The following is a 21,350-nucleotide window of genomic DNA, read 5'->3' as shown; positions in this document are numbered from 1 at the left end:
GGGTACCAACACCATCCCGGCCAGTGGCAACAGCCTGCACACACGAGAGTGTTCCAGAGTGCCCCTTCCCCCCCCATTGGACTTCAGTCCACCATCGAACAGCGCACCAGCCCGTCATCCGACGGCGGGGCGCTCCAGGCCGAGCTGGCACGCCAGCATCGCCATCTGCGTGCGGTTCTCCACCTTGAGCTTGCGGTAGATGCTGGTGATGTGGGCCTTCACCGTGCGCTCGGTGATGTCCAGGCAGGCGGCGATCTTCAGGTTGTCCGCCCCGGTGGCCACGTAGCGCAGCACCTCGAACTCGCGGGGGGTGAGCCGCCGGACCCCCGAGTCCTCGGTGGCCTGATCCGTCTCTGCGGCGCCGGTGGAGAAGGACGTCAGCGGACGCAGGCTCTCGCCCTGCGCCACCCGCGTCACCGCCTCCACCAGCTCCGTGCAGCCCACGTGCAGCTTGCACAGGTAGCCGGCGGCGCCGGCCTGGAAGCACCGCTCGATGACCTCGGTGTCCTGGTTGGCGGACAGCACGAGCGAGCGCACGCCCGGGAAGAAGTCATGCAACAGCTCCACCGCCCGGACGCCATCCGTCATGCGGTCCTGCTGGGTGCGCTCGAGCCTCAAATCCACGAGCGCCACGTCCGGCGGATGCTGGCGCGTGCGCGCCATGAACTCCTCGACGTTCGAACAGCTCGCCACCACCTCGAAGCCCGACCCCTCGCAGAGCGACACGAGGCTCTCCAGGAAGACTTGCTGGTCCTCCAGGATTCCCACCCGGATTGAACTGTCCGCCATAAGCATTCTCCTCACCCTCAAGCACTACCAATCACGTCAACTGTAATGCACCGCTACGGGAAGAAAGAGGCCGTCTCTCTCAACTCCCGGCAACTTGTTCAAATCAATAAATACCCCCCGGGGGCTCCGAATAGTTCCCGAGTCCAATGGCAGACCCCGCCGAAAGGGACCAACCTGTCAGGTCAAACCCAACGGGGCACCGGCCCCTTGCCCCTCCCGCACGCCCTGGGCTACAGCCGAGCCCAATGGCCAGCAAGCCTCCCCGCGACGACGAACTCGAAGCCATCCTCGAGAAGGTACGGCAGGTCCGGAACTTCGACTTCCGGAACTACAAGCGGGCCACGCTCCAGCGCCGCATCGAGCGGCGAATGGCCGCCACGCGCTGCCGGACCCGGTCCGCGTACCTGGCCCTGCTCGAGCGGGACACGAACGAGGTCAACACCCTCGTCTCCTCCATGCTCATCAAGCTCACCACCTTCTTCCGGGACCCGGAGGTGTGGGAGTCGCTCCGGAAGGTGGTGAAGGAACTGGTGCGCAAGCGCCGGCCCGAGCAGGAGCTGCGCATTTGGAGCGCGGGGTGCGCCACCGGCGAGGAGGCGTACTCCATTGCCATTGCCGCCGCCGAGGCCATGGGCCCCGGCATGCCTGGCACGGAGCTGAAAGTCTTTGGCACCGACGTGGACGAGGGCGCCATCGCTTTCGCGCGGCGGGGCGTGTACACTCTCCAGCAGCTAGAAGGGTGCAGCAAGGAGCAACTGGCGCGGTGGTTCCTGCCCGCCAGTGGGGGGTATGCAGTGCGCAAGGGGATCCGCCGTTCGGTCATCTTCGGGGTGAACAACCTTGTCTCCGACGCGCCCGTTTCGCGGATTGATCTCATCCTCTGCCGCAACGTCTTCATCTACCTGGACTCGGAACTCCAGAAGCGGGCGCTGGCGCGCTTCCACTTCGCGCTGCGCCGGGACGGCGTGCTGGCCCTGGGCCGCTCGGAGCTCATCCCCTTCGCGGCCAAGCTCTTCGCGCCGGAGGACCTGCCCCGGCGCATCTACCGCAAGGATGGGCGGCAGGAGCTGCCCTGGGCGCCCCAGCACCAGGGGGTGCCCTCGAGCGAGCCCCAGGAGCCCTCCCGGCGTTCCGCGGATGCACTGCCTCCCCCATCCCCCCAACACGCGTTCCTGCGCGACGTGCTCGACTCGCACCCCTGTCCGCTCATCGCCACGGACGGCCAGGGCACCATCACCCTGTTCAATCAGGCCGCCGCGCGGCTGTGGGACTGCCATGCGAAGGACGTCACCGGCAAACGGCTGGTGCCCCTGGCGCTGCCCGGGCTGAGCCAGAAGCTGCTGGTGGAGCAGAGCGCCCGCGTGAAGGCCGGCCGCTCCGAGCGCGAGTCGGGGGACGGAATCCTGGAAGTCCCCGGTGCGGAACCGCTGGCCATCCGGACCCAGGTCGTCCCCCTGCGCTCCGAGTCGGCCGAACACGCCGGGCTGCTGTACGCGGCGCACGATGTGACGGCCCTGCGGAGCCTGGAGCAGAGCCTGCAACGGGCCAACGACGAGCTGAACACCGCCAACCTCCGGCTCCAGAGCTCCAACGAGGAGCTGCGCGCCACCAACGAGGAGCTGGAGACGACCAACGAGGAGCTCCAGAGCGCCAACGAGGAGCTCCAGACGACCAACGAGGAGCTCCAGTCCACCAACGAGGAGCTGGAGACGACCAACGAGGAGCTCCAGTCCACCAACGCCGAGCTGGACACCACCAACCGGGAGCTGGCCCACCGCACCCAGGAAATCGACGCGATGGACTTCTGCCAGCACACCCTCATCCGGACCGTCTCCGCGGGGGTGGTGGTGCTGAGCGCCACCGGCCATATCACCGCGTGGAACCTGGCCGCCGAGCGGCTGTTGGGCCTCACGGAGCGGGAGGCCATCGGACAGCTGCTGTGGACCCTGCGCATTCCCGCCCTCAGCCGGTCCCTGCTGAGCCGCCTCCACAAGAACCTGGCCGCCCATCACCCCTTGCGCCAAGAGGAGCTCCGCTACCAGCTCCCTCAGGGGGGCCGGGGCCGCGCCACGCTGGTGGCCACCCCCTTGATCCTGGACTCCCAGGTCCTGGGGGCCGTCATCCTCTTCGAGGACACGACGCGGCTGAGCACCCTGTCGCAAGAAAACCGGGAACTGAAGGAGCGATTAAAGGCATGAGCCCCCGCCGCCTTCCCTCGCGTTCTTCTCCGGGCTTCCCCCGGGTGCCCGAGGCCGGGCCTCAGGGTGCCCTGCTGCGCAAGTATCAGGAGCTGACCACCAAGCACGAAGCCCTGGTGCACCGGCTGGAGGCCCGGAACGAAGAGCACATTTCTTCCTACCAGCTCTCCACCTGGGCCCTGGAGACCACCGCGAGCGCGCTCGTGCTGCTGCGGGCCGGGTCCACGCTGCAGGCCAACCGGCGCTGGCATGCGCTGGCGCGCACCGGCCCCTGGCAGTTGCTGAGCCAGGGCAAGGCCACGGGCCTTGTCATGGCCACCTTGCGCCAGGTGGCCTGCCATGAAGCCGGCATCCTGCTCGCCTCGGAAGACCGGGGGGTCCGCGTCCAGCGCTACCAGAAGCAAGGCTCGGACGAGACCCTGGAGATCCGCGTGGAGCGGGCAGGTCCCCAGGCGCCTGTGCGCCCTACCCAGATGGCCCTGGCCCTCATCCACGACGTCACCCAGGAGATGCGTCACACGGCCGAGCTGGAGCAAGCGCGCGCCTCGCTGGCCCGGCAAGAGCAGATGAAGACGCTGGGGGAGATGTCCTCGGGCATCGCGCATGATCTCAACAACACCCTGAACGCCATGCGGCTCCGGCTGGAGCTGCTCCAGCGGGACGCGGCGGTCACGGCGCTTCAGGCCCATCACCTGAAGGCCCTCATGCAGATCGTCTCCGACGCGGGCCTGCGCGTGCGCCATCTGCAGGAGTTCTCCCGGCAGCAGACCGAGCCCAGCCAGGAGCGGGCGCTGCTCCACGACGTGGCCCGCGAGGCCACGGAGCTGGCGCGCGACAGCATCGCGCACCAGGCCCGGACCGGCGTCAAGGTGCACCTCGTGAACGAGGTGCCCGTGCTGCCCGCGGTGAATGGCGAGCCCTCGGACCTGCGCTACGTCTTCCTCAACCTGCTGCTCAACGCGCGGGATGCCATGCCCCGGGGAGGAACGGTCTACCTGCGCGGCAGCGCCAGCCGCTCACGGGTGGTCATCACCGTGGAGGACGAGGGCACGGGCATTGCCGAGGCCCACCTGGACAAGCTCTTCCTGCCCTTCTTCACCACCAAGGGGAACAAGGGCACGGGCCTGGGCCTGTCCATGGCGTATGGCGCCGTGTCGCGGACGGGGGGCACCCTCACCGCGGGCAACCGCCCCAAGGGGGGCGCGGTCTTCACCCTCACCTTTCCCATCCCCCCGGCTGCTCCCGTGCCGGCCCCCGCTCCCGAGCTCCTGGCCTTCCCCCTCCGGCCTCCCTTGTCGGGCCACGTGCTCCTCATCGATGCCGAGCCCGCCAGCCGCGAGGCGCTCCGGTTGGCCCTCGAATCCCTCGGGGTGAGCGTGGAGGCGGTCAACAGCGGGGCCGCGGCGCTGAAGAAGCTGCGCAAGGGCGTCCCCTGGGACGCCGTGTTCTGCGACCTCGAGCTGCCAGGGATGAGCGGGTGGACGGTGGCCCAGCGCATGAAAAAGCGGGCGCCCCGGCTGCCCCTCTACCTCATGACGGCCCGCCCACCCAAGGCCCTGCCGGAGGCCAAGAGATCCAGCAACGTGCTGAGACTGCTCCCCAAGCCCCTGGCGCTGGAGCCCCTCTGGGAGGCGCTGTGGGCTGTCCTCCCGGGCAAGGCGCGAGCCCCCGGAGGCCCACGGCTCGGTTCGACGGCGGCTCCTGGATTTCCTCCGCGGGCAAGGAAGCCTTCGGCGGGGGCGGTGTCCCCTTCATGGCCACCTGGCGGATGAGCAGGGCCTGCTCCTCGGCCTCCCGCGCCCGCTCGTCAGTTGGCCATGGCCAGCTCCCCCGGAGCTTGCCGGCTTCCCGCTTGATGGCACGAGCTCATGCTTGTCGCGCCGTGCCATGGTGTCCCTTCTGGAGCCCACGCCAAAGACGGGGACTCCCCCCGCGCCCGGGCAGCCGGCCTCAACGGGTTTCCGCTCGGCTGCCCGGAGTCCCCCCCTGGGGCCCTGCGTCGAACGGAAATAACGAAAAGTTACCGCATCAACGGTTACACTGTTATCACGGGACGTGTGGCTTGCCTTCCAAGCGGGGGCGCTTCTTCAGACCCCCCCTTCAATAAGTTCGCCCAGACAGGCCATACTCTCGATGTTGCGTCAGCGCCCGTGTCTCACGGAGAGATGCGGGTGGGCTGACCTCAACCCTGCCCCTTGGGGGAATGACATGTCGGAAACCAAGATCCGAATCCTCGTCGTGGACGACGATCAGGATCAGCTCGTGCTGGCCGAGCGCACGCTCTCGGCTTACGGCTTTGATGTTCGCACGCACCGCTCATCGTTGGGCGTGTCCAACCTGGTGCGCTCCGCCGCGCCGGACCTGGTGCTGCTGGACGTGAACATCCCCGCGCTGAGCGGGGACAAGGTGCTGTCGTTGGCGCGCGCGCAGGCGCCGCTGGGCACCAAGTTCATCCTGTACTCGGCCTCGGACGAGACGAAGCTGCGCTCGCTGGCGCTGTCCTCCGGCGCGGACGGCTACATCTCCAAGAGCGTCCAGGGTGCGGACCTGGCCAAGAAGCTGACGGACCTCTACAAGCGCGGCCGTACGGCGAGCCCCGCGGGCTCCCCGCCACACGCCCTCAACAAGTAGGCCTCCGCGGCCCCCGTGGAACACCGGGGGCCGGGCTCACGCCAGCAGGCCGGCGACTTCCATGTACACGCCGCGGAAGTCGCCCCGGGCGCCGATGAGCTTCAGGTTGTGCATCAACCCGCCGGTGGAGCGGAAGAACATCACCCCTTCGGCGGGCGGGCGGATCTTCAGGATGCTGCCCGCGTTCTGAGCCACATAGCGGCGCATGTCACGGTTGATGTCACAGGTGGCGAAGTCGTACGCCTCCTGGTGCATGGGCCGGCCGGCGATGGCCAGCATCTCGCGGATGAGCCCCTCGGCCTCCGCGTCCGGCAGGTCCACGGTGAAGCCCACCTGGCGGCTCAGCCGCAGCACGTCCATGGGCTCCTTGTTCATGGCCTGCACGAACATGAGCCGGTTGGCGTCCACGAAGCGCTCCGAGAAGCGCTTGATGGAGCCGAAGTCCAAGAGGCCCAGCCGCCCGTCCGTCATCACCATGAAGTTGCCCGGGTGCGGATCGGCGTGAATCTCCCCCGCGCAGAAGAACGGCCCGTAGATGGCGCGGATGAGCTGGCGCGCCACGCGGAAGCGCTCCCCGGCCGAGGGCTCCGTCACCACCCAGTCCTTGAGCGTGAGGCCCTCCAGGAGCTCCAGCGTCAGCACGCGCCCGGAGGAGTGGGACTCAATCACCTCGGGGACCTTCAGGTCCGGCAGCCGCGCCACGCCGCGCACGAACCCCTGGCACTGCCGGGCCTCGCGCCGGTAGTCCAGCTCCAGGAGCATCTCCTCGCGCATCTCCTGGAAGTAGGCCGTGCCGTCCATGCGCTTGTGCGCCTTGGACACGGTCTTCACCATCAGGCCCACGTTGTCCAGGTCTCCCTGGAGCGAGTCGCCCACGCCGGGGTACTGCACCTTCACCACCACCGCGCGGCCATCCTCCAGCACCGCCCGGTGCACCTGCCCCAGCGAGGCGGCGGCCAGCGGCTCCCGGCTGAACTCCCGGAAGAGCGCCTCGGGCGGCGCGCCCAGCTCCTCGCGAACCACCCGGGCCACCGTCTCGTAGCCCATGGCGGGGGCCTGGTTCTGGAGCCGGGCCAGCACCTGGCGCACCTCGGGCGTCATCAGGTCCGGGTCCATGGACACGGCCTGGCCGAACTTCATCGCCGCGCCCTTCAAGTCGCCCAGGGTGGCGACGAGCTTCTCGGCCATGCCCTTGCTGAGCAGCTCCTGTTCCTGGCCCACCACGCGGCGCGCGCCACTCTTGAGCACCTCCGCACCGAGCTGCGCGGAGAGCCCCGCGAGCTTGCGAAACCGGGTGAAGCGGCCCTGCGGGGGAAGGGTGTCGTCGGAGTCGGCGGCCATGGGAATCCCCGTCTTTTAACGGGCTGCCCCCGTGGGGGCGCAAGCCACATGCCCGCATGGCGTGTGCCCGCCCCTCCGCCCAGGGGCCTGGCTCAGCGGGCTGCGCCCTCGGAGGGCGCGGGCGTGCCGCGCAGCTGCGCCCGGAGCATGCGCCAGTGCTTGAGCGCCTCCAGGTGGAGCGGGTCGATGCGCAGCGCCTGCTCGTAGGCCTCCAGCGCCTGGTGCAGCTCGCCCTGGGCGGCGAAGGCCAGCCCCGTGGCGAGGTAGAGCGTGGCGCGCCCCTGGGGCACGCGCTGCCGGGAGAGGAAGCGCGTGCGGCACTGCTCCAGGGCCGTCACGGTGAGCCCCTCGGCGAGGCACCGCAGGAGCCCCTCCAGGTTGCGCAGCTGGGCGTCATGCTCCACGCGCCGCTCCAGGTGGCCCAGGGTGTGGAGCGCCTCGCCCACGCGGGCGAGCGCCGCCTCCAGGCGCTGGTGCAGCGCGGGCGAGAGGGGCCGCTCACGCAGGGGCTCGAGCACCGCGCGGGCCTCGCGCGCCCGGCGGCGGATGGCGTCGGTGGGCGCGTCCTTGGACACCCCCAGCACCGCGTAGAGGTCCGTGCCCCCGCGGAAGTTGCGCAGCAGCGCCTCCGCGCGCGCCTCCTCCTGGGCCGAGGCGGCCGGGGGCGCGGCCGGCGCCGGGGGGCCTCCGGCGAGGAGCCGCTCGAAGGTGTGCAGGAAGTCCGGCGAGGAGTCGCGCAGCTCCAGGCCGAAGCCCGGGGCCATGTGCCACGCCCGGGCCTGCTCGGCGGACACGTGCCGCACCACCTGGCCCGTGCAGGACAGCTCCCCGCCGGGAAGCTGGAGCCGCAGCGCCACGTCCTCCAGCACGGGCGGCGGCGCGCCCTCCATATAAAGGAAGAGGCCCAGGCGGCCCGCCCGCTCCCCGCGCAGCACCAGCGGCGCGGAAGCGCCCTTGCGGCGCACGTGCACGGTCAGCGGCGGCGGCGGCGCCGGGCGCAGGGCCTCCTGCAGGGCCTGGCGCAGCGCCTCGGCCGTGGCGAAGCGCTCCTCGGGCTTCTTGGCCATGGCGCGCACCAGCACGCGCGAGAGCGCCTCGGGCACGCCCGGGTGGTGCGCGTGCGCCAGGGGCGGCGGCTTCATCAGGTGCGCCAGCAGCACCTCGGCCGGGTGGCTGCCGGTGAAGGGCACCTGCCCGGTGAGCAGCTGGTAGCCCAGCACCCCCGCGGCGTACAGGTCCGCCCGCCCATCCACGGGCGCGCCGCTGCACTGCTCGGGCGCCATGAACTCCGGGGTGCCCAGCAGCGTGCCGCTCTGGGTGGGCATCATCCCCGCCGGGTAGGACAGGAGCTTGGCGATGCCGAAGTCGAGCAGCTTCACCCGGTAGCCCCCCTTCTCCTGGGGGACGAGGAAGACGTTGGCGGGCTTCAAGTCCCGGTGGACGACGCCGTGAGCGTGCGCGGCGCCCAGCGCGTCGCACACCTGCGAGAGCAGCTCCACGGCGAGCGCCGGCGCCAGGGGCCCTTGCGCGAGCGAGGCCAGGCTCTGCCCCTCCAGGTACTCCATGACGAGGTAGGGGCGCCCCTCGCGCATGTTCAAATCAAAGAGCGAGACGACGTTCGGGTGCTGGATGAGCGTGAGCGTGCGCGCCTCGGACAGGAAGCGCGTCACCAGCCGCCGGTCGCGGAGCAGGTGGGCATGCAGCACCTTCACCGCCACGCGCTTCTGGATGAGGGCGTGCTCGGCCAGCCACACCGTGCCCATGCCCCCGCGGCCCAGCTCGCGCACCATGCGGAAGCTGCCGAACTGCTGGCCCGTCAAGTCCTCCGGGTCCACCTCCGGCGCGCTCAGTGCCTCCCACGCCGGCTCGGTGCCCGGTGCCGCCGGCTCACGGATGAGCGTGGGGCACTGAACCCGGTCCGGGTGCGGTGGTGCGCAGGAGCAATGGAGCGCAGGAACTTGCACGAGGCCGCCAGGAGAACACGAGGAACTGCTCCCAGGCTTTCACCCTCCCCGCCCGGGTCACCATTCCCTATGCGACAATCATGCCTCCCGCGTGGGCGCCTGTGGGTGCGGCCCTTTACGCCGCGCCGGGCAGGGGCCCGGAGAAGAAACTCCAGTCCCGCGCGGGAAGGATTTACACGGGCTGGGCGTCCACGCGCGCCTCGGCGCGGGTGCGGCCCAGCAGCGCGGACACGGCGGCCGTCAGCTCCTCGGAAGCCACCGGCTTGCACAGGTGCATCTGGAAGCCCTCGTCCAGCACCCGGCGTGGATCTTCCGCATGGGCGTGGCCGCACAGCGCCAGCGCGGGGATGCGGCCGCGCACCTCCTGGTTGCGCATCAGCGCGAATCCGTCCTCGCCCGGCAGCAGGATGTCGCTCACCAGCACATCCGGCCGGAGCTGGGCGAGCGCCGCCAGCGCCTCGGCCAGGGAGCCCACCACGCGCACCTCGGCGCCCGCGCTGCGCAGGAAGCCCTCCACGGACTCGCGCGCGTCCACGGGGTCGCCCAGGACGAGCACCTTCACCCCGGCGAGCGGGCAGGCACCGGCCGGCTGCCCGCTTGCCTGCTCCACCTCCGGGCCCTCGCGCAGGGGCAGGCGCACGGTGAAGGTGGCGCCCGTGCCCGGCCCATCGCTGTGCACGTCCACGGTGCCGCCGTGCAGCTCCACCATGGTGCGCACGATGGCCAGGCCCAGCCCCAGCCCGCCGTGGCCCCGCCCGGTGTTGCCCTGGCGGAAGCGCTCGAAGACGTGGGGCAGGAAGCTGGGCTCGATGCCCTTGCCGGTGTCGCTCACCGTGAGCGCCACGCACGGGCCGTCGCGGCGGGCCAGGAGCCGCACGCGCCCGCCCCGCTCGGTGAACTTCAGCGCGTTGGTGAGCAGGTTCCACAGCACCTGCTGCAGGCGCGTGGGGTCCGCCAGCACGCTCTCGGAGACGCCGTCCAGGTCCGTCTGCAGCTGCACCCCGCGCGCCTCCGCCGTGGGGCGCACGCTCTCCAGCGCCGACTCCACCACCTCGCGCAGCGGCACCTCGCGCAGCTCCAGCGTCAGCTTGCCCGCGGTGATGCGCGACACGTCCAGCAGGTCCTCCACGAGCTGACGCTGTACGCGCGCGTTGCGCTCGATGGTCTCCAGGCCCCGGCGCCGCCCGGCCTCGTCCAGGTCGTCGCGCCGCAGGAGCATCTGCGTCCAGCCGAGGATGGAGGTGAGCGGCGTGCGCAGCTCGTGCGAGAGCGTGGCGAGGAACTCGTCCTTGAGGCGGTTGGCCTCCTGGGCCTCCTGCTGCGCGCGCTGGGTGTCGCGGTAGAGCAGCGCGTTGTCCATGGTCACCGCGGCGCGCCGGCCCAGCTCCTCGGCCAGCGCCACGTCGCGCCGGTCATAGCGCTGGCGGTCGCCGGAGATGCCGAAGGTGAGCGCGCCGAAGTTCCGCTCGCGCGCGCGGATGGGCACGCAGATGCGCGACTGGTGCCCCACCTCGCGCAAGAGCGCCAGGTGCGCCTCGTCCGAAGCCATGCGCCGCAGCACCGGCTCGGGCACCTCGGAGAGCAGCTCCGGCTGGCCGGAGAGCAGCACGCGCGCCACGCCCGACACGTCGTCCTCCCGGGGCGGATAGCGCTGGTGCAGTTCCAGCACCCGCTCGGCCTTGCCCGGCTCCGCGTGCGCCACCGCCACGCGCGTGAGGCCCGCCAGCGAGGCGCCCCGGTCCAGCACGTCCACCGTGCACCAGTCGGCGAAGCGAGGCACCACGAGCTGCGCGAGCCGCGCCAGCGTGGCGTGGTAGTCCAGCGACGAGGAGAGCATCACGCTGGCGTGCGACAGCAGCTGCGAAATCTGCTGGGTGCGCCGCTCGTCATCGATGTCGGTGGCGGTGCACAGAAAGCCGCTCCAGGCCTGGCCGCTCGCGGGCAGGGGCGTCACCTTGAGGTGGTGCCAGCGGTAGGCGTCGGGCCGGCCCAGGCGGTGCTGCCCATCCCACGGCCTGCCCGAGCGCAGGGCCTCGCGGATGCCCGCGAGCACCGCCTCACGCTCCGAGGGGTGCACGGAGTCCACCAGCGAGCGCGGCTCCGGCTCCGTGCCCTGGGAGCCCAGGAGCGCCGTCCACGCCGCGTTGCACCACGCCTGCGTCCCATCCGGCCGCGCTGCCCACACCGCCTGCGGCATGGCGTTGAGCAGCGCGCGCGAGTAGGCCTCGCCCTGGCGCAGCAGCGCCTCGCGCTCCTGCTCCCGGAGCTTGGCCTCGCGCAGCTTCAGCGCCTCGCCGCGCCGGTACAGATCCACGAACACGCCCACCTTGGCCCGCAGCACCTCGGACTCGAAGGGCTTGAGCAGGTAGTCCACCGCCCCCTGCGCATAGCCGCGCAGCAGGTGCCGGTCCTCCCGCTGCAGCGCGGTGAGGAACAGGAGGGGGATGTGGCGGGTGCGCTCCTGCGCCTTGATGAGATGTGCGGTCTGGTAGCCGTCCATGTCCGGCATCCGCACATCCAGCAGGATGACGGCGAAGTCCTCCTCCTCCAGGCGCCGCAGCGCCTCCCGGCCGGAGGTGGCCTTCACCAGCCGCTGGCCGAGCGGCTCCAGCGCCGCCCCCAGCACCACGAGGTTTTGGACGTTGTCGTCGACCAGCAGAATGCTCGCGACGGGTGGCTCTTCGCTCATGAGCGGTTACTCCCACCAGCGGGCGTACAGCCGCCACACCATGGTGATGGGTTCCAGGCACGGCAACTGGCACCGGGCCGTCCTCTTTTCGGACGGCTGCCTGGCCGGTGGGCCACCAGACATATCACGAGGGCTTCTGGCGGCTGGCCCGGTTCTTGTCCCAGATGGCGAACAGGATGAGGAGGAAGGAGACAAGGCGGATGACGTAGACGTAGCTGCGCCGCTCGTCGTCCACGGGCAGCAGGCTCAGGGCGAACCAGTTGAGGCTCATCACCGTGAAGGACAGGGCGAAGAGGGCGAAGAGCCGGTCCTTCGACTCGCGCCAGAAGCGCACGAAGAACAGCGCGCACGCCAGGCACGCCATCACCAGGGCTCCGTTCAGCAGAGTCTTCAGCACCACGGCGCCGTCCCCTTCCTAGGGCAAGTCCCAGATGAGGCCATAGAGCAGCGTGCCAATGCCCACCAGCGCGCTGGCGCTGCGCCAGACGGCCAGGTCCCCTTCGGGGAAGATGACCAGGTCCAGGAAGAGCAGCACGTTGCTCACCGCCAGCCACACGAAGCACAGCCCGCTCCACAGGAGCAGCCGCGTCCGCGAGCGCCCATAGCCGCGCAGCAGCAGCACCGCGCACGCCAGGCTCGTCAGGGCACACAGGATGTAGACCGCCTCAGCCATCGCCCTCATCCTTGTCCCGTTTGAGCCGGAAGGCATCCGCGAATCCCCGGACCCGGTCAAGCGGCTTGGAGAAGATGAACGAAATGACACTCACCCGCCGCAGGCTGTAGGTGGCCTGCAGCTCGGCGATGTCCTGCGCATCCTCGGAGCTGGCCGGGTAGTACCGGTACGTCGGCGGACTGGTGCTCAGCTCCATCAGCAGCCGGCGCGCCGTCAAATCCTTCAGCCGGGCAACGGCGGACGCTTCGGTAATGCGCAGCTCCAGGCTGACGTCCTTCGCATTCCATTCCCGGGTGGTATGGGCCCGCAATAGCAGCAGGACCTCCAGCTTCTCGATGGAGTCGATGTGCGTCGCGATGAACCGTTGGACGCGCGGTGGGATGGCTGCATCACTCACACGCCCACCTTGCTCACGATAGTTTGAAGGTCAATTACTTTTTCGAGGGGTCAGCCCAGCTTGTTCACGCCTGAGCGGCCCCTCTGCCCGGAACTGGGGCCTTATTTGGTCATGGTGGCCACGTCGAACAAGGCCAGGAGCGCCGTCTCCGGCCGGCCGTGCATGGGGGGCAGGCGGGAGGAGAAGGCGAGGGCCGCGCCCTGCTGCCCATCCATGCGCCACTCCACGCGGACGCCGGCGAGCACCTCGCCCCGCACGGCGCGTGCGGCCGGCAAGGACTCCTCGGAAAGGGGCGCCTCCCCCTCCCCGGTGAGCACCAGGTCCGGGCGCAGCTTCCGGGCCTCGGCGTAGACGAGGCACCCGTCGGCGAGCCCCTGGGCGGCGCGGTTGGCGAACAGGGTGCGGCCGGTGCCGGGCTCCAGCAGCGCCAGGGGGGTGGGCAGCTCGGCGAGCAGCGCCTCCAGCCAGCGCTGGTGGTGGCGGCCGGCCTCCATCTCCTTGCGCAAGAGCTCCTCGCGCACCCGGAGCCGCTCGCTCTCCAGGCGGTGCTGCAGCTCGGCCCGCTCGCGCTCGTGCTCGCGCTGCAGGGCCTCGCGCAGCGCCTCGGCCTGCTTGCGCACCAACTCCGTCTTGCGGAACAGCTCCACGAAGACGCTCACCTTGGAGCGGAGGATTCCCGGCTCGTAGGGCTTGAGCAGGTAGTCCACCGCGCCCACCGCGTAGGCGCGGAACTCGGGCACCTCGCCGCGGGACAGGGCGGTGAGAAAAACGATGGGCGTGTTGCGGCTCTTCTCGCGCTCGCGGATGAGCTGCGCCGTCTCGAAGCCGTCCATGCCCGGCATCACCACGTCCAGCAGGACGACGGCGAAGTCCTGGTGGAGCATGTGGCGCAGCGCCTCGCGCCCGCTCCGGGCGATGACGAGCGGGTGGCCCAAGGGCGCCAGGGTGGCCTCCAGCGCCATCACCCCCTCGGCCTGGTCATCCACCAGCAGGATGGGGACCTTCTCCCGGGACATCGGACTCATGGCATCGGCCTCATGGCTGGACCTTCCCTCGTGTACCGGAGATGAGCCGCTCCAACCACCCCTTCACCTCGCCCGGCGCCACGCGCTCCACGCCCTCGGCCTCGTCCCCCGGCGGGGTGACGGCCGCGCGGCCGCCCTGCTCGCGCAGCGCGGAGAGCCCCGCCCACCCATCCTCGTGGCCGCTGAAGAGCAGGCCCGCCACGCCGGGCCCATGGGCCTCGGAGGCGGACTCGAAGAGGGCGTTGATGGCGGGGCGCTGGCCATGCTCGGCCGGCTCGCGCGACAGGCAGACAAAGCCCCCATCCACCAGCAGGTGGTAGCCCGCGGGGGCCAGGTACACCCGGCCGGGCAGCAGGGCCTCCTTGTCATCCGGCTCCACCACGGGCAGCGGACAGCGGTGCCCCAGGGGCCCGGCGAGCACCTCGTGCCGGCCCCGGTGGAGCACCAGCGCCACCGGCACGGGCATGCGCGCGGGCAGCACGGCGAGCGTGGCCTGCACCCGCTCCAGCGCCTCGCGCGGCGCGCCCACCACCAGCAATCCCAAGGGACTCATGCCACCCTCCGGAAGACGCGGCCCGAGTCTTCCATCTCCTCGTAGGCCGCCGCGTGGGGCGTGCTCGCCACGGACTCCTTGCGCCCCAGGCACAGGAAGCCAAAGCGCGACAGGCTCTCGTACAGGCGCTGGTGGACCCGGTGGGAGAGCGCGCGGTTGTAGGACAGCAGCGTGTCGCGGCAGACCACCACCTGGAACTCGTTGAAGGAGCCATCCGTGGCCAGGTTGTGCTGGGTGAAGAAGATGCCCTCGCGCAAGGTGCGGGCGAACACCGCCCAGTTCCCATCCCGCATGTAGTAGTCCGACAGCGCGCGCCTTCCGCCGGCCTCCAGGTAGTGCCGGGCCTCCTCCTCGTCCGGCAGCGGCACCGCGCCGGTGCGCGCGTCGGCGAGCAGCCCCTCGCTGGAGTCCGAGGCATACAGCCGGCACCGGCCCCACAGCCCCTCCTCCATCAGGAGGATGGCCAGGGCATACGTCTCCTCGCCCGAGCCGCACCCGGCGTGCCACACGCGCACGGAGGGCCAGGTGCGCAGCACCGGCACCACGCGCGTGCGGAAGGCCCGGAAGAAGCCCGGGTCGGCGAAGAGGGGCCTCGGCGGGCCCGCCAGCGCCCGGAGCAGGCCATCCAGCGCCTCGGCGTGGTGCAGCACGCGGCCCTGGAGCACGGAGAGGTTCTCCATCCGCTCCTCGCGCAGGTGCCGCCGCAGCTGCCGGAGCAGCAGCGGCCGGGCATGGTCGCGCAAGTCGAAGCCGTGGTGGCGCCACACGGCCTCCAGAAGCAGCTCCAGCTCGAGCCGCTCCAGCTCGGAGCCCCGCTCCGGGGGGCTCACCCCGGAACCTCCGGGCGCGCGGAGCGGACGGTGCCGCGCGGCACGTGCAGCCACACGCGCAGCAGGCTCAGCAGCTTCTCGATGTCCACCGGCTTGGTGATGTAGTCGGACGCGCCCGCCTCCAGGCACTTCTCCCGGTCGCCCTTCATCGCCTTGGCGGTGAGCGCCAGGATGGGCAGGTGGGCGAAGCGCTCCATGTGGCGGATGGCCCGCATGGCCTGGTAGCCGTCCATCTCCGGCATCATGACATCCATGAGGACCAGCTCCACCTCGGGGTCCTTCTCCAGGAGGGCAATGCCCTCGGTGCCGCTCTCGGCGAAGGCCACCTTCATGCCGTAGCGCTCCAGCACGGTGTTGAGGGCGAAGATGTTGCGCACATCATCGTCCACCACGAGCACCTTGCGGCCCATGAGGAGCGGATCCTTCTCGCGGGCCTTCTCCAGCATGCGGCGCTTGGGCTCGGAGAGCTGCGCGGGGGCGCGGTGGAGGAACAGGCTCGTCTCCTCCAGGAGCCGCTCGGGGCTCTGGGCGTCCTTGACGACGATGGCCTCGGCCACGCGCCGCAGCTCCGTCTCCTGGGCGCGCGTCAGCTCGCGGCCCGTGTAGACGATGGCCGGCGGGGTGGTCGAGCCGTGCTCGGCGTGGAGCGAGCGCAGGAAGTCCGAGCCCGGCACGTCCGGCAGCCCCAAGTCCAGCACCATGCAGTCGAAGCGCCGCCCGGCGATGGCCTCCCGGGCCTGCGCGGCGGTGCCCACCGCCACCGTGTGCACCTCCTCGCTGCCCAACAGCTCCACGAGCGTCTGGCGGTGCACGTCATCGTCCTCGACGATGAGGAGGCTGCGGCCCTTGCGGTCCACGAAGTCGCGCAGCTCGCGCAGGGCCTGGGCGGCGGCCTCCGGGTCGGCGGAGGCGAGCAGGTGGCCCAGGGCGCCCAGGTTGAGCGAGCGCTCGCGGTGGTCCGTGCCGGAGACCGTGTAGACGGGCAGCGCGCGCGTGGCGGCATCGTGCTTGAGCCGGTCGAGGACGACCCAGCCGGCCATGTCCGGCAGGTCCAGGTCCACGGCGATGGCCACGGGCCGGGCGTTGCGCGCCATTTCCAGCGCGGACTCGGACTCGGTGGACACGAGCAGCTTGAAGCCCACGCCCTGGGCCGCCGCGCGCAGCCGCGCCGCGTGGTCCTGCGTGTGCGTCACCGCGAGCAGCACCGCGTCCCCGGGGAGGATGGAGGCGCTGTCGTCCTCGATGTCCCGGTGGTGGCCGGCGTCCATCTGCGGCGCGGGGGCCTCCGGGACGGGGGGCGGCAGCGCCTGGACGTTGGCGGCCACGCGCGCCATGGTGGTGCTGGGGACATTCTCCGCGGGGCGCGGGGCCACGTACTTGAGCGGCAGGTAGAGGGTGAAGGTGCTGCCGCGGCCCACCTCGCTCTCCAGGCGGATCTCGCCTCCGAGCAGCCGGGCAATCTCACGCGAGATGGACAGCCCCAGGCCCGTGCCGCCGTACTTGCGCGCGGTGGAGCCGTCGGCCTGCTGGAAGGCCTCGAAGATGATCTGGTGCTTGTCCTTGGGGATGCCGATGCCCGTGTCGTGCACCACGAAGGCCACCACGGTGGGGGCGGTGCGCAGGATGGGGTGGTCGGGCGCCCAGCCGCCGCGGGCGCGCTGGATGGAGAGGGTGACCTGGCCGGACTCGGTGAACTTGAAGGCGTTGGACAGCAGGTTCTTGAGCACCTGCTGGAGGCGCTTGGCGTCCGTCTGCACCTCGCCGGGCAGCGTGCCCTCCAGGGAGATGTCGAACTGGAGCGTCTTCTTGTCGGCCACCTGGCGGAAGGTGCGATCCACGAACTCGCGCAGGTCGTTGAAGCGCAGCGGCCCCACGTCCACGGCCATGGTGCCGGACTCGATCTTCGACAGGTCGAGGATGTCGTTGATGAGCTCCAGCAGGTCGGCGCCGGAGGCGTGGATGGTGCGGGCGAACTCCACCTGGCGGCCGGTGAGGTTGCCGTCGGTGTTCTCGCTGAGCGTCTGGCTGAGGATGAGCAGCGAGTTGAGCGGGGTGCGCAGCTCGTGGCTCATGTTGGCGAGGAACTCGCTCTTGTACTTGGAGGTGAGGCTGAGCTGCTCGGCCTTCTCTTCCAGGGCGCGCTTGGCCTGCTCCACCTCGAGGTTCTTGTGCTCCACCTCGTTCTTCTGCTCGGAGAGCAGCTTGGCCTTCTCCTGGAGCTCCTCGTTGGTGCGGCGCAGCTCCTCCTGCTGACGCTTGAGGAGTTCCTCGGACTGCTGGAGGGAGTTGGCCTGCTGCTCCAGGCGCTTGTTCGTCTCGGTGAGCTCTTCCTGCTGCTTGCGCAGCTCGTCGGTGAGCGCCTGGGACTGCTTGAGCAGCGCCTCGGTGCGCATGTTGGCGGCGATGGTGTTGAGCACGATGCCGATGGACTCGGTGAGCTGCTCCAGGAAGCCCAGGTGCACTTCGCTGAACTTGTGGAAGCTCGCCAGCTCGATGACGGCCTTGATGTCACCCTCGAAGAGCACCGGCAGCACGACGATGTTGCGCGGCACCTCCTCGCCGAGGCCGGAGGAGATGCGGATGTAGGAGTCCGGGATGTCGGACAGGAGGATGGGCTCCTTCTCCAGGGCGCACTGGCCGACGAGGCCCTCGCCCAGCTTGAAGGCGTTGGCCAGGCCCTTGCGCTCGCGGTAGGCGTAGGAGGCGAGCAGCTTGAGGACCTGGTCTCCCTCGACGCGCTCGGAGATGTAGAAGACGCCGTGCTGGGCATCCACGAGCGGCGCCAGCTCCGAGAGGATGACCTTGGAGACGGTGAGCAGGTCGCGCTGGCCCTGAAGGACGCGGGTGAACTTGGCGAGGTTCGTCTTCAGCCAGTCCTGCTCGGTGTTCTTGCGCGTGGTGTCCTTGAGGTTCCGGATCATCTCGTTGATGTTGTCCTTGAGGGCAGCCACTTCGCCCTGGGCGGACACGGTAATGAACCGGGTGAGGTCACCCTTGGTCACGGCGGTGGCGACCTCGGCGATGGCGCGCACCTGGGTGGTGAGGTTGGCGGCGAGCTGGTTCACGTTGTCCGTGAGGTCGCGCCAGATGCCGGCGGTGCCGGGCACGCGGGCCTGGCCACCGAGCTTTCCTTCGATACCCACCTCGCGGGCAACGGTGGTCACCTGGTCGGCGAACACGGCCAGGGTGTCGATCATGCCGTTGATGGTGTCGGCCAGCTCCGCGATCTCGCCCTTGGCATCCACGACGAGCTTGCGCTTGAGGTCGCCGTTGGCGACGGCGGTCACCACCTTGGCGATGCCACGCACCTGGGTGGTGAGGTTGGTGGCCATGGAGTTCACGTTGTCCGTGAGGTCCTTCCACGTACCGGCCACGCCCTTCACGACGGCCTGGCCACCCAGCTTTCCTTCCGTACCCACTTCACGGGCGACACGGGTCACTTCCGAGGCGAAGGACGAGAGCTGATCCACCATCGTGTTGATGGTGTTCTTCAGCTCGGCGATCTCGCCCTGCACGTCCACGGTGATCTTCTTGGACAGGTCACCGTTGGCCACAGCGGTGGTGACTTCCGCGATGTTACGCACCTGGGCGGTGAGGTTGGAGGCCATGGAGTTCACGTTGTCCGTGAGGTCCTTCCATGTACCGGCCACGCCCTTCACGACGGCCTGGCCACCCAGCTTTCCTTCCGTACCCACCTCGCGCGCCACACGCGTCACTTCCGAGGCGAAGGAGGAGAGCTGATCCACCATCGTGTTGATGGTGTTCTTCAGCTCCAGGATCTCACCGCGCACGTCCACGGTGATCTTCTTGGACAGGTCACCATTCGCAACGGCGGTGGTCACCTCGGCGATGTTGCGCACCTGGGCGGTGAGGTTACTGGCCATGGAGTTCACGTTGTCCGTGAGGTCCTTCCACGTACCACCCACGCCCTTCACGACAGCCTGACCACCCAGCTTTCCTTCCGTACCCACTTCACGGGCCACGCGGGTCACTTCGGAGGCGAAGGAGGAGAGCTGATCCACCATCGTGTTGATGGTGTTCTTCAGCTCCAGAATTTCACCGCGCACGTCCACGGTGATCTTCTTGGACAGATCGCCACGGGCCACGGCGGTGGTCACCTCGGCGATGTTGCGCACCTGAGACGTCAGGTTGGAGGCCATGGAGTTCACGTTGTCCGTGAGATCCTTCCACGTGCCACCGACACCGCGAACGATGGCCTGGCCACCCAGCTTTCCTTCGGTACCCACTTCACGCGCCACACGCGTCACTTCGGAAGCGAACGAGGAGAGCTGGTCCACCATCGTGTTGATGGTGTTCTTCAGCTCCAGGATCTCGCCGCGAACGTCCACGGTGATCTTCTTGGACAGGTCACCGTTGGCCACAGCGGTGGTGACTTCCGCGATGTTGCGCACCTGGGCGGTGAGGTTGGAGGCCATGGAGTTCACGTTGTCCGTGAGATCCTTCCACGTACCACCGACCCCCTTCACAACGGCCTGGCCGCCCAGCTTTCCTTCCGTACCCACCTCGCGCGCCACGCGGGTCACTTCCGAGGCGAAGGAGGAGAGCTGATCCACCATCGTGTTGATGGTGTTCTTCAGCTCCAGGATCTCGCCGCGCACATCCACGGTGATCTTCTTGGACAGGTCACCATTCGCAACGGCCGTGGTCACCTCGGCGATGTTGCGCACCTGAGCGGTGAGGTTGGAGGCCATGGAGTTCACGTTGTCCGTGAGGTCCTTCCACGTGCCACCGACACCCTTCACGACGGCCTGACCACCCAGCTTTCCTTCGGTACCCACCTCGCGCGCCACGCGGGTCACTTCCGAGGCAAAGGAGGAGAGCTGGTCCACCATCGTGTTGATGGTGTTCTTCAGCTCCAAGATCTCGCCGCGCACGTCCACGGTGATCTTCTTGGACAGGTCACCGTTCGCAACGGCCGTGGTCACTTCGGCGATGTTGCGCACCTGAGCCGTCAGGTTGGAGGCCATGGAGTTCACGTTGTCCGTGAGGTCCTTCCATGTACCGGCCACGCCTTTCACGACGGCCTGGCCACCCAGCTTTCCTTCCGTACCCACCTCGCGCGCCACGCGGGTCACTTCGGAAGCGAACGAGGAGAGCTGGTCCACCATCGTGTTGATGGTGTTCTTCAGCTCCAGAATCTCGCCGCGCACATCCACGGTGATCTTCTGCGAGAGGTCACCGTTGGCCACGGCGGTGGTGACTTCCGCGATGTTGCGCACCTGGGCGGTGAGGTTGGAGGCCATGGAGTTCACGTTGTCCGTGAGGTCCTTCCACGTACCACCCACGCCCTTCACGACGGCCTGGCCGCCCAGCTTTCCTTCCGTACCCACTTCGCGCGCCACACGCGTCACTTCCGAGGCGAAGGAGGAGAGCTGATCCACCATCGTGTTGATGGTGTTCTTCAGCTCCAGAATTTCACCGCGCACGTCCACGGTGATCTTCTTGGACAGATCGCCACGGGCCACGGCGGTGGTCACCTCGGCGATGTTGCGCACCTGGGAGGTGAGGTTGGAGGCCATGGAGTTCACGTTGTCCGTGAGGTCCTTCCACGTACCGGCCACGCCCTTCACCTTGGCCTGGCCTCCCAGCTTTCCTTCGGTACCCACTTCGCGCGCCACGCGGGTCACTTCCGAGGCGAAGGAGCCCAGCTGCTCCACCATGCCGTTCACCAGGCGGGCGGTGCGGAGGAACTCGCCCTTGAGGGGGCGGCCATCCACCTCGAGCGCCATGGTCTGGGAGAGGTCGCCCTTGGCCACGGCGCCGATGACGCGTCCCATTTCCGTGGTCGGCTGGATGAGGTCCGCCACCAGCATGTTCACGGACTCGACGCAGTCGGCCCAGGAGCCCACGGCGCTGGCCACGGTGGCGCGCTGGGTGATGCGGCCCTCCTTACCGACCATGGTGCCGATGCGCTCGAACTCCTTGGCCATGCGCTCGTTGAGATCGATGATGTCGTTGAGCGTGTCGGCGACCTTGCCGGCGACCCCCACCGTGTCCACGGGCATCCGGACGGTGAAGTCCCCCTTCTGGACGGCGGCGAGCACGCGGAGAAGCTGACGGGTGTCGAGCGAATCCGAAGTGGACTCCACCACCTTCGCCTTGGCGGAGACCTTCTGGACCGGGTTCTTCTGGGTACGCATTCGAGCCCCTGGCTGGCCCACACGGGAGAAAGCGCTCCCCCACTGTTGGCACGGGAATACTGAACGGGCTTGTTTTCTCATGGATCCGCTTCCCAGGCA

General features: G+C 69.4%; 14 protein-coding genes. 3 read left to right on the top strand and 11 right to left on the bottom strand.

Going from position 1 to position 21,350, the window contains the following annotated elements:
* Nucleotides 1–114 precede the first annotated feature (114 nt).
* Nucleotides 115–789 (bottom strand): response regulator transcription factor, encoded by a 675-nt coding sequence (locus tag KY661_RS00590; RefSeq protein ID WP_225408320.1) that lies wholly within the window; start codon nt 787–789, stop codon nt 115–117.
* Nucleotides 790–1,034: 245 nt separating this feature from the next.
* Here KY661_RS00590 and KY661_RS00585 point away from each other — a divergent pair, with 245 nt between their 5' ends.
* The 3 genes from KY661_RS00585 (at nt 1,035) to KY661_RS00575 (ending at nt 5,618) form a co-directional block, all read left to right on the top strand.
* Nucleotides 1,035–2,987, top strand: a complete 1,953-nt coding sequence (locus KY661_RS00585) for a CheR family methyltransferase (protein WP_225408319.1) — start codon at nt 1,035–1,037, stop codon at nt 2,985–2,987.
* Nucleotides 2,984–4,759, top strand: a complete 1,776-nt coding sequence (locus tag KY661_RS00580) for a hybrid sensor histidine kinase/response regulator (RefSeq protein WP_225408318.1) — start codon at nt 2,984–2,986, stop codon at nt 4,757–4,759. Before KY661_RS00585 ends, KY661_RS00580 begins: the two co-directional genes overlap by 4 nt.
* 436 nt (nt 4,760–5,195) lie before the next feature.
* Nucleotides 5,196–5,618, top strand: coding sequence for a response regulator (locus KY661_RS00575; protein ID WP_075009454.1), 423 nt, complete (start codon nt 5,196–5,198; stop codon nt 5,616–5,618).
* Nucleotides 5,619–5,654: 36 nt separating this feature from the next.
* On the opposite strand, the gene KY661_RS00570 is transcribed toward KY661_RS00575, so the two are convergent.
* The 10 genes from KY661_RS00570 to KY661_RS00525 form a co-directional block, all read right to left on the bottom strand.
* Nucleotides 5,655–6,959, bottom strand: coding sequence for an ABC1 kinase family protein (locus KY661_RS00570; RefSeq protein WP_225408317.1), 1,305 nt, complete (start codon nt 6,957–6,959; stop codon nt 5,655–5,657).
* Between the two features lie 92 nt (nt 6,960–7,051).
* Entirely contained in the window at nt 7,052–8,923 is a 1,872-nt protein-coding gene (locus KY661_RS00565; protein WP_225408316.1) for a protein kinase domain-containing protein, read from the bottom strand.
* Between the two features lie 172 nt (nt 8,924–9,095).
* Nucleotides 9,096–11,612, bottom strand: coding sequence for a response regulator (locus KY661_RS00560; RefSeq protein ID WP_225408315.1), 2,517 nt, complete (start codon nt 11,610–11,612; stop codon nt 9,096–9,098).
* 124 nt (nt 11,613–11,736) lie between these two features.
* Complete coding sequence (locus KY661_RS00555) at nt 11,737–12,012, bottom strand: DUF5985 family protein (protein WP_225408314.1); 276 nt, start codon at nt 12,010–12,012, stop codon at nt 11,737–11,739.
* Between the two features lie 15 nt (nt 12,013–12,027).
* A complete protein-coding gene (locus KY661_RS00550; RefSeq protein WP_225408313.1) occupies nt 12,028–12,285 on the bottom strand; it encodes a DUF5985 family protein in 258 nt (85 codons plus the stop codon).
* Complete coding sequence (locus KY661_RS00545; protein ID WP_225408312.1) at nt 12,278–12,682, bottom strand: hypothetical protein; 405 nt, start codon at nt 12,680–12,682, stop codon at nt 12,278–12,280. The genes KY661_RS00550 and KY661_RS00545 overlap by 8 nt, the downstream gene beginning before the upstream one ends.
* A 101-nt stretch (nt 12,683–12,783) precedes the next feature.
* On the bottom strand, nt 12,784–13,707 hold the full coding sequence (locus KY661_RS00540) for a response regulator (RefSeq protein ID WP_225408311.1): 924 nt from the start codon (nt 13,705–13,707) through the stop codon (nt 12,784–12,786).
* 10 nt (nt 13,708–13,717) lie between these two features.
* On the bottom strand, nt 13,718–14,260 hold the full coding sequence (locus KY661_RS00535) for a chemotaxis protein CheB (protein ID WP_225408310.1): 543 nt from the start codon (nt 14,258–14,260) through the stop codon (nt 13,718–13,720).
* Nucleotides 14,257–15,090: a CheR family methyltransferase gene (locus KY661_RS00530; RefSeq protein ID WP_225408309.1), complete on the bottom strand. Its 834-nt coding sequence runs from the start codon at nt 15,088–15,090 to the stop codon at nt 14,257–14,259. The genes KY661_RS00535 and KY661_RS00530 overlap by 4 nt, the downstream gene beginning before the upstream one ends.
* Nucleotides 15,087–21,251: a HAMP domain-containing protein gene (locus tag KY661_RS00525; RefSeq protein ID WP_225408308.1), complete on the bottom strand. Its 6,165-nt coding sequence runs from the start codon at nt 21,249–21,251 to the stop codon at nt 15,087–15,089. Before KY661_RS00525 ends, KY661_RS00530 begins: the two co-directional genes overlap by 4 nt.
* Nucleotides 21,252–21,350 lie beyond the last annotated feature (99 nt).

Origin of the sequence: Allostigmatella hybrida (assembly GCF_020103775.1) — a bacterium.
Classification (GTDB): Bacteria; Myxococcota; Myxococcia; order Myxococcales; family Myxococcaceae; genus Hyalangium; species Hyalangium aurantiaca.
Note: the sequence above shows the minus strand (reverse complement) of the source record. Positions and strands in the feature narration are given on the sequence as shown.

What these genes read in the sequence shown, in the direction of transcription:
- KY661_RS00590 (WP_225408320.1), bottom strand. Translation starts at nt 789, where the DNA reads ATGGCGGACAGTTCAATCCGGGTGGGAATCCTGGAGGACCAGCAAGTC.
- KY661_RS00585 (WP_225408319.1), top strand. Translation starts at nt 1,035, where the DNA reads ATGGCCAGCAAGCCTCCCCGCGACGACGAACTCGAAGCCATCCTCGAG.
- KY661_RS00580 (WP_225408318.1), top strand. Translation starts at nt 2,984, where the DNA reads ATGAGCCCCCGCCGCCTTCCCTCGCGTTCTTCTCCGGGCTTCCCCCGG.
- KY661_RS00575 (WP_075009454.1), top strand. Translation starts at nt 5,196, where the DNA reads ATGTCGGAAACCAAGATCCGAATCCTCGTCGTGGACGACGATCAGGAT.
- KY661_RS00570 (WP_225408317.1), bottom strand. Translation starts at nt 6,959, where the DNA reads ATGGCCGCCGACTCCGACGACACCCTTCCCCCGCAGGGCCGCTTCACC.
- KY661_RS00560 (WP_225408315.1), bottom strand. Translation starts at nt 11,612, where the DNA reads ATGAGCGAAGAGCCACCCGTCGCGAGCATTCTGCTGGTCGACGACAAC.
- KY661_RS00550 (WP_225408313.1), bottom strand. Translation starts at nt 12,285, where the DNA reads ATGGCTGAGGCGGTCTACATCCTGTGTGCCCTGACGAGCCTGGCGTGC.
- KY661_RS00540 (WP_225408311.1), bottom strand. Translation starts at nt 13,707, where the DNA reads ATGAGTCCGATGTCCCGGGAGAAGGTCCCCATCCTGCTGGTGGATGAC.
- KY661_RS00535 (WP_225408310.1), bottom strand. Translation starts at nt 14,260, where the DNA reads ATGAGTCCCTTGGGATTGCTGGTGGTGGGCGCGCCGCGCGAGGCGCTG.
- KY661_RS00525 (WP_225408308.1), bottom strand. Translation starts at nt 21,251, where the DNA reads ATGCGTACCCAGAAGAACCCGGTCCAGAAGGTCTCCGCCAAGGCGAAG.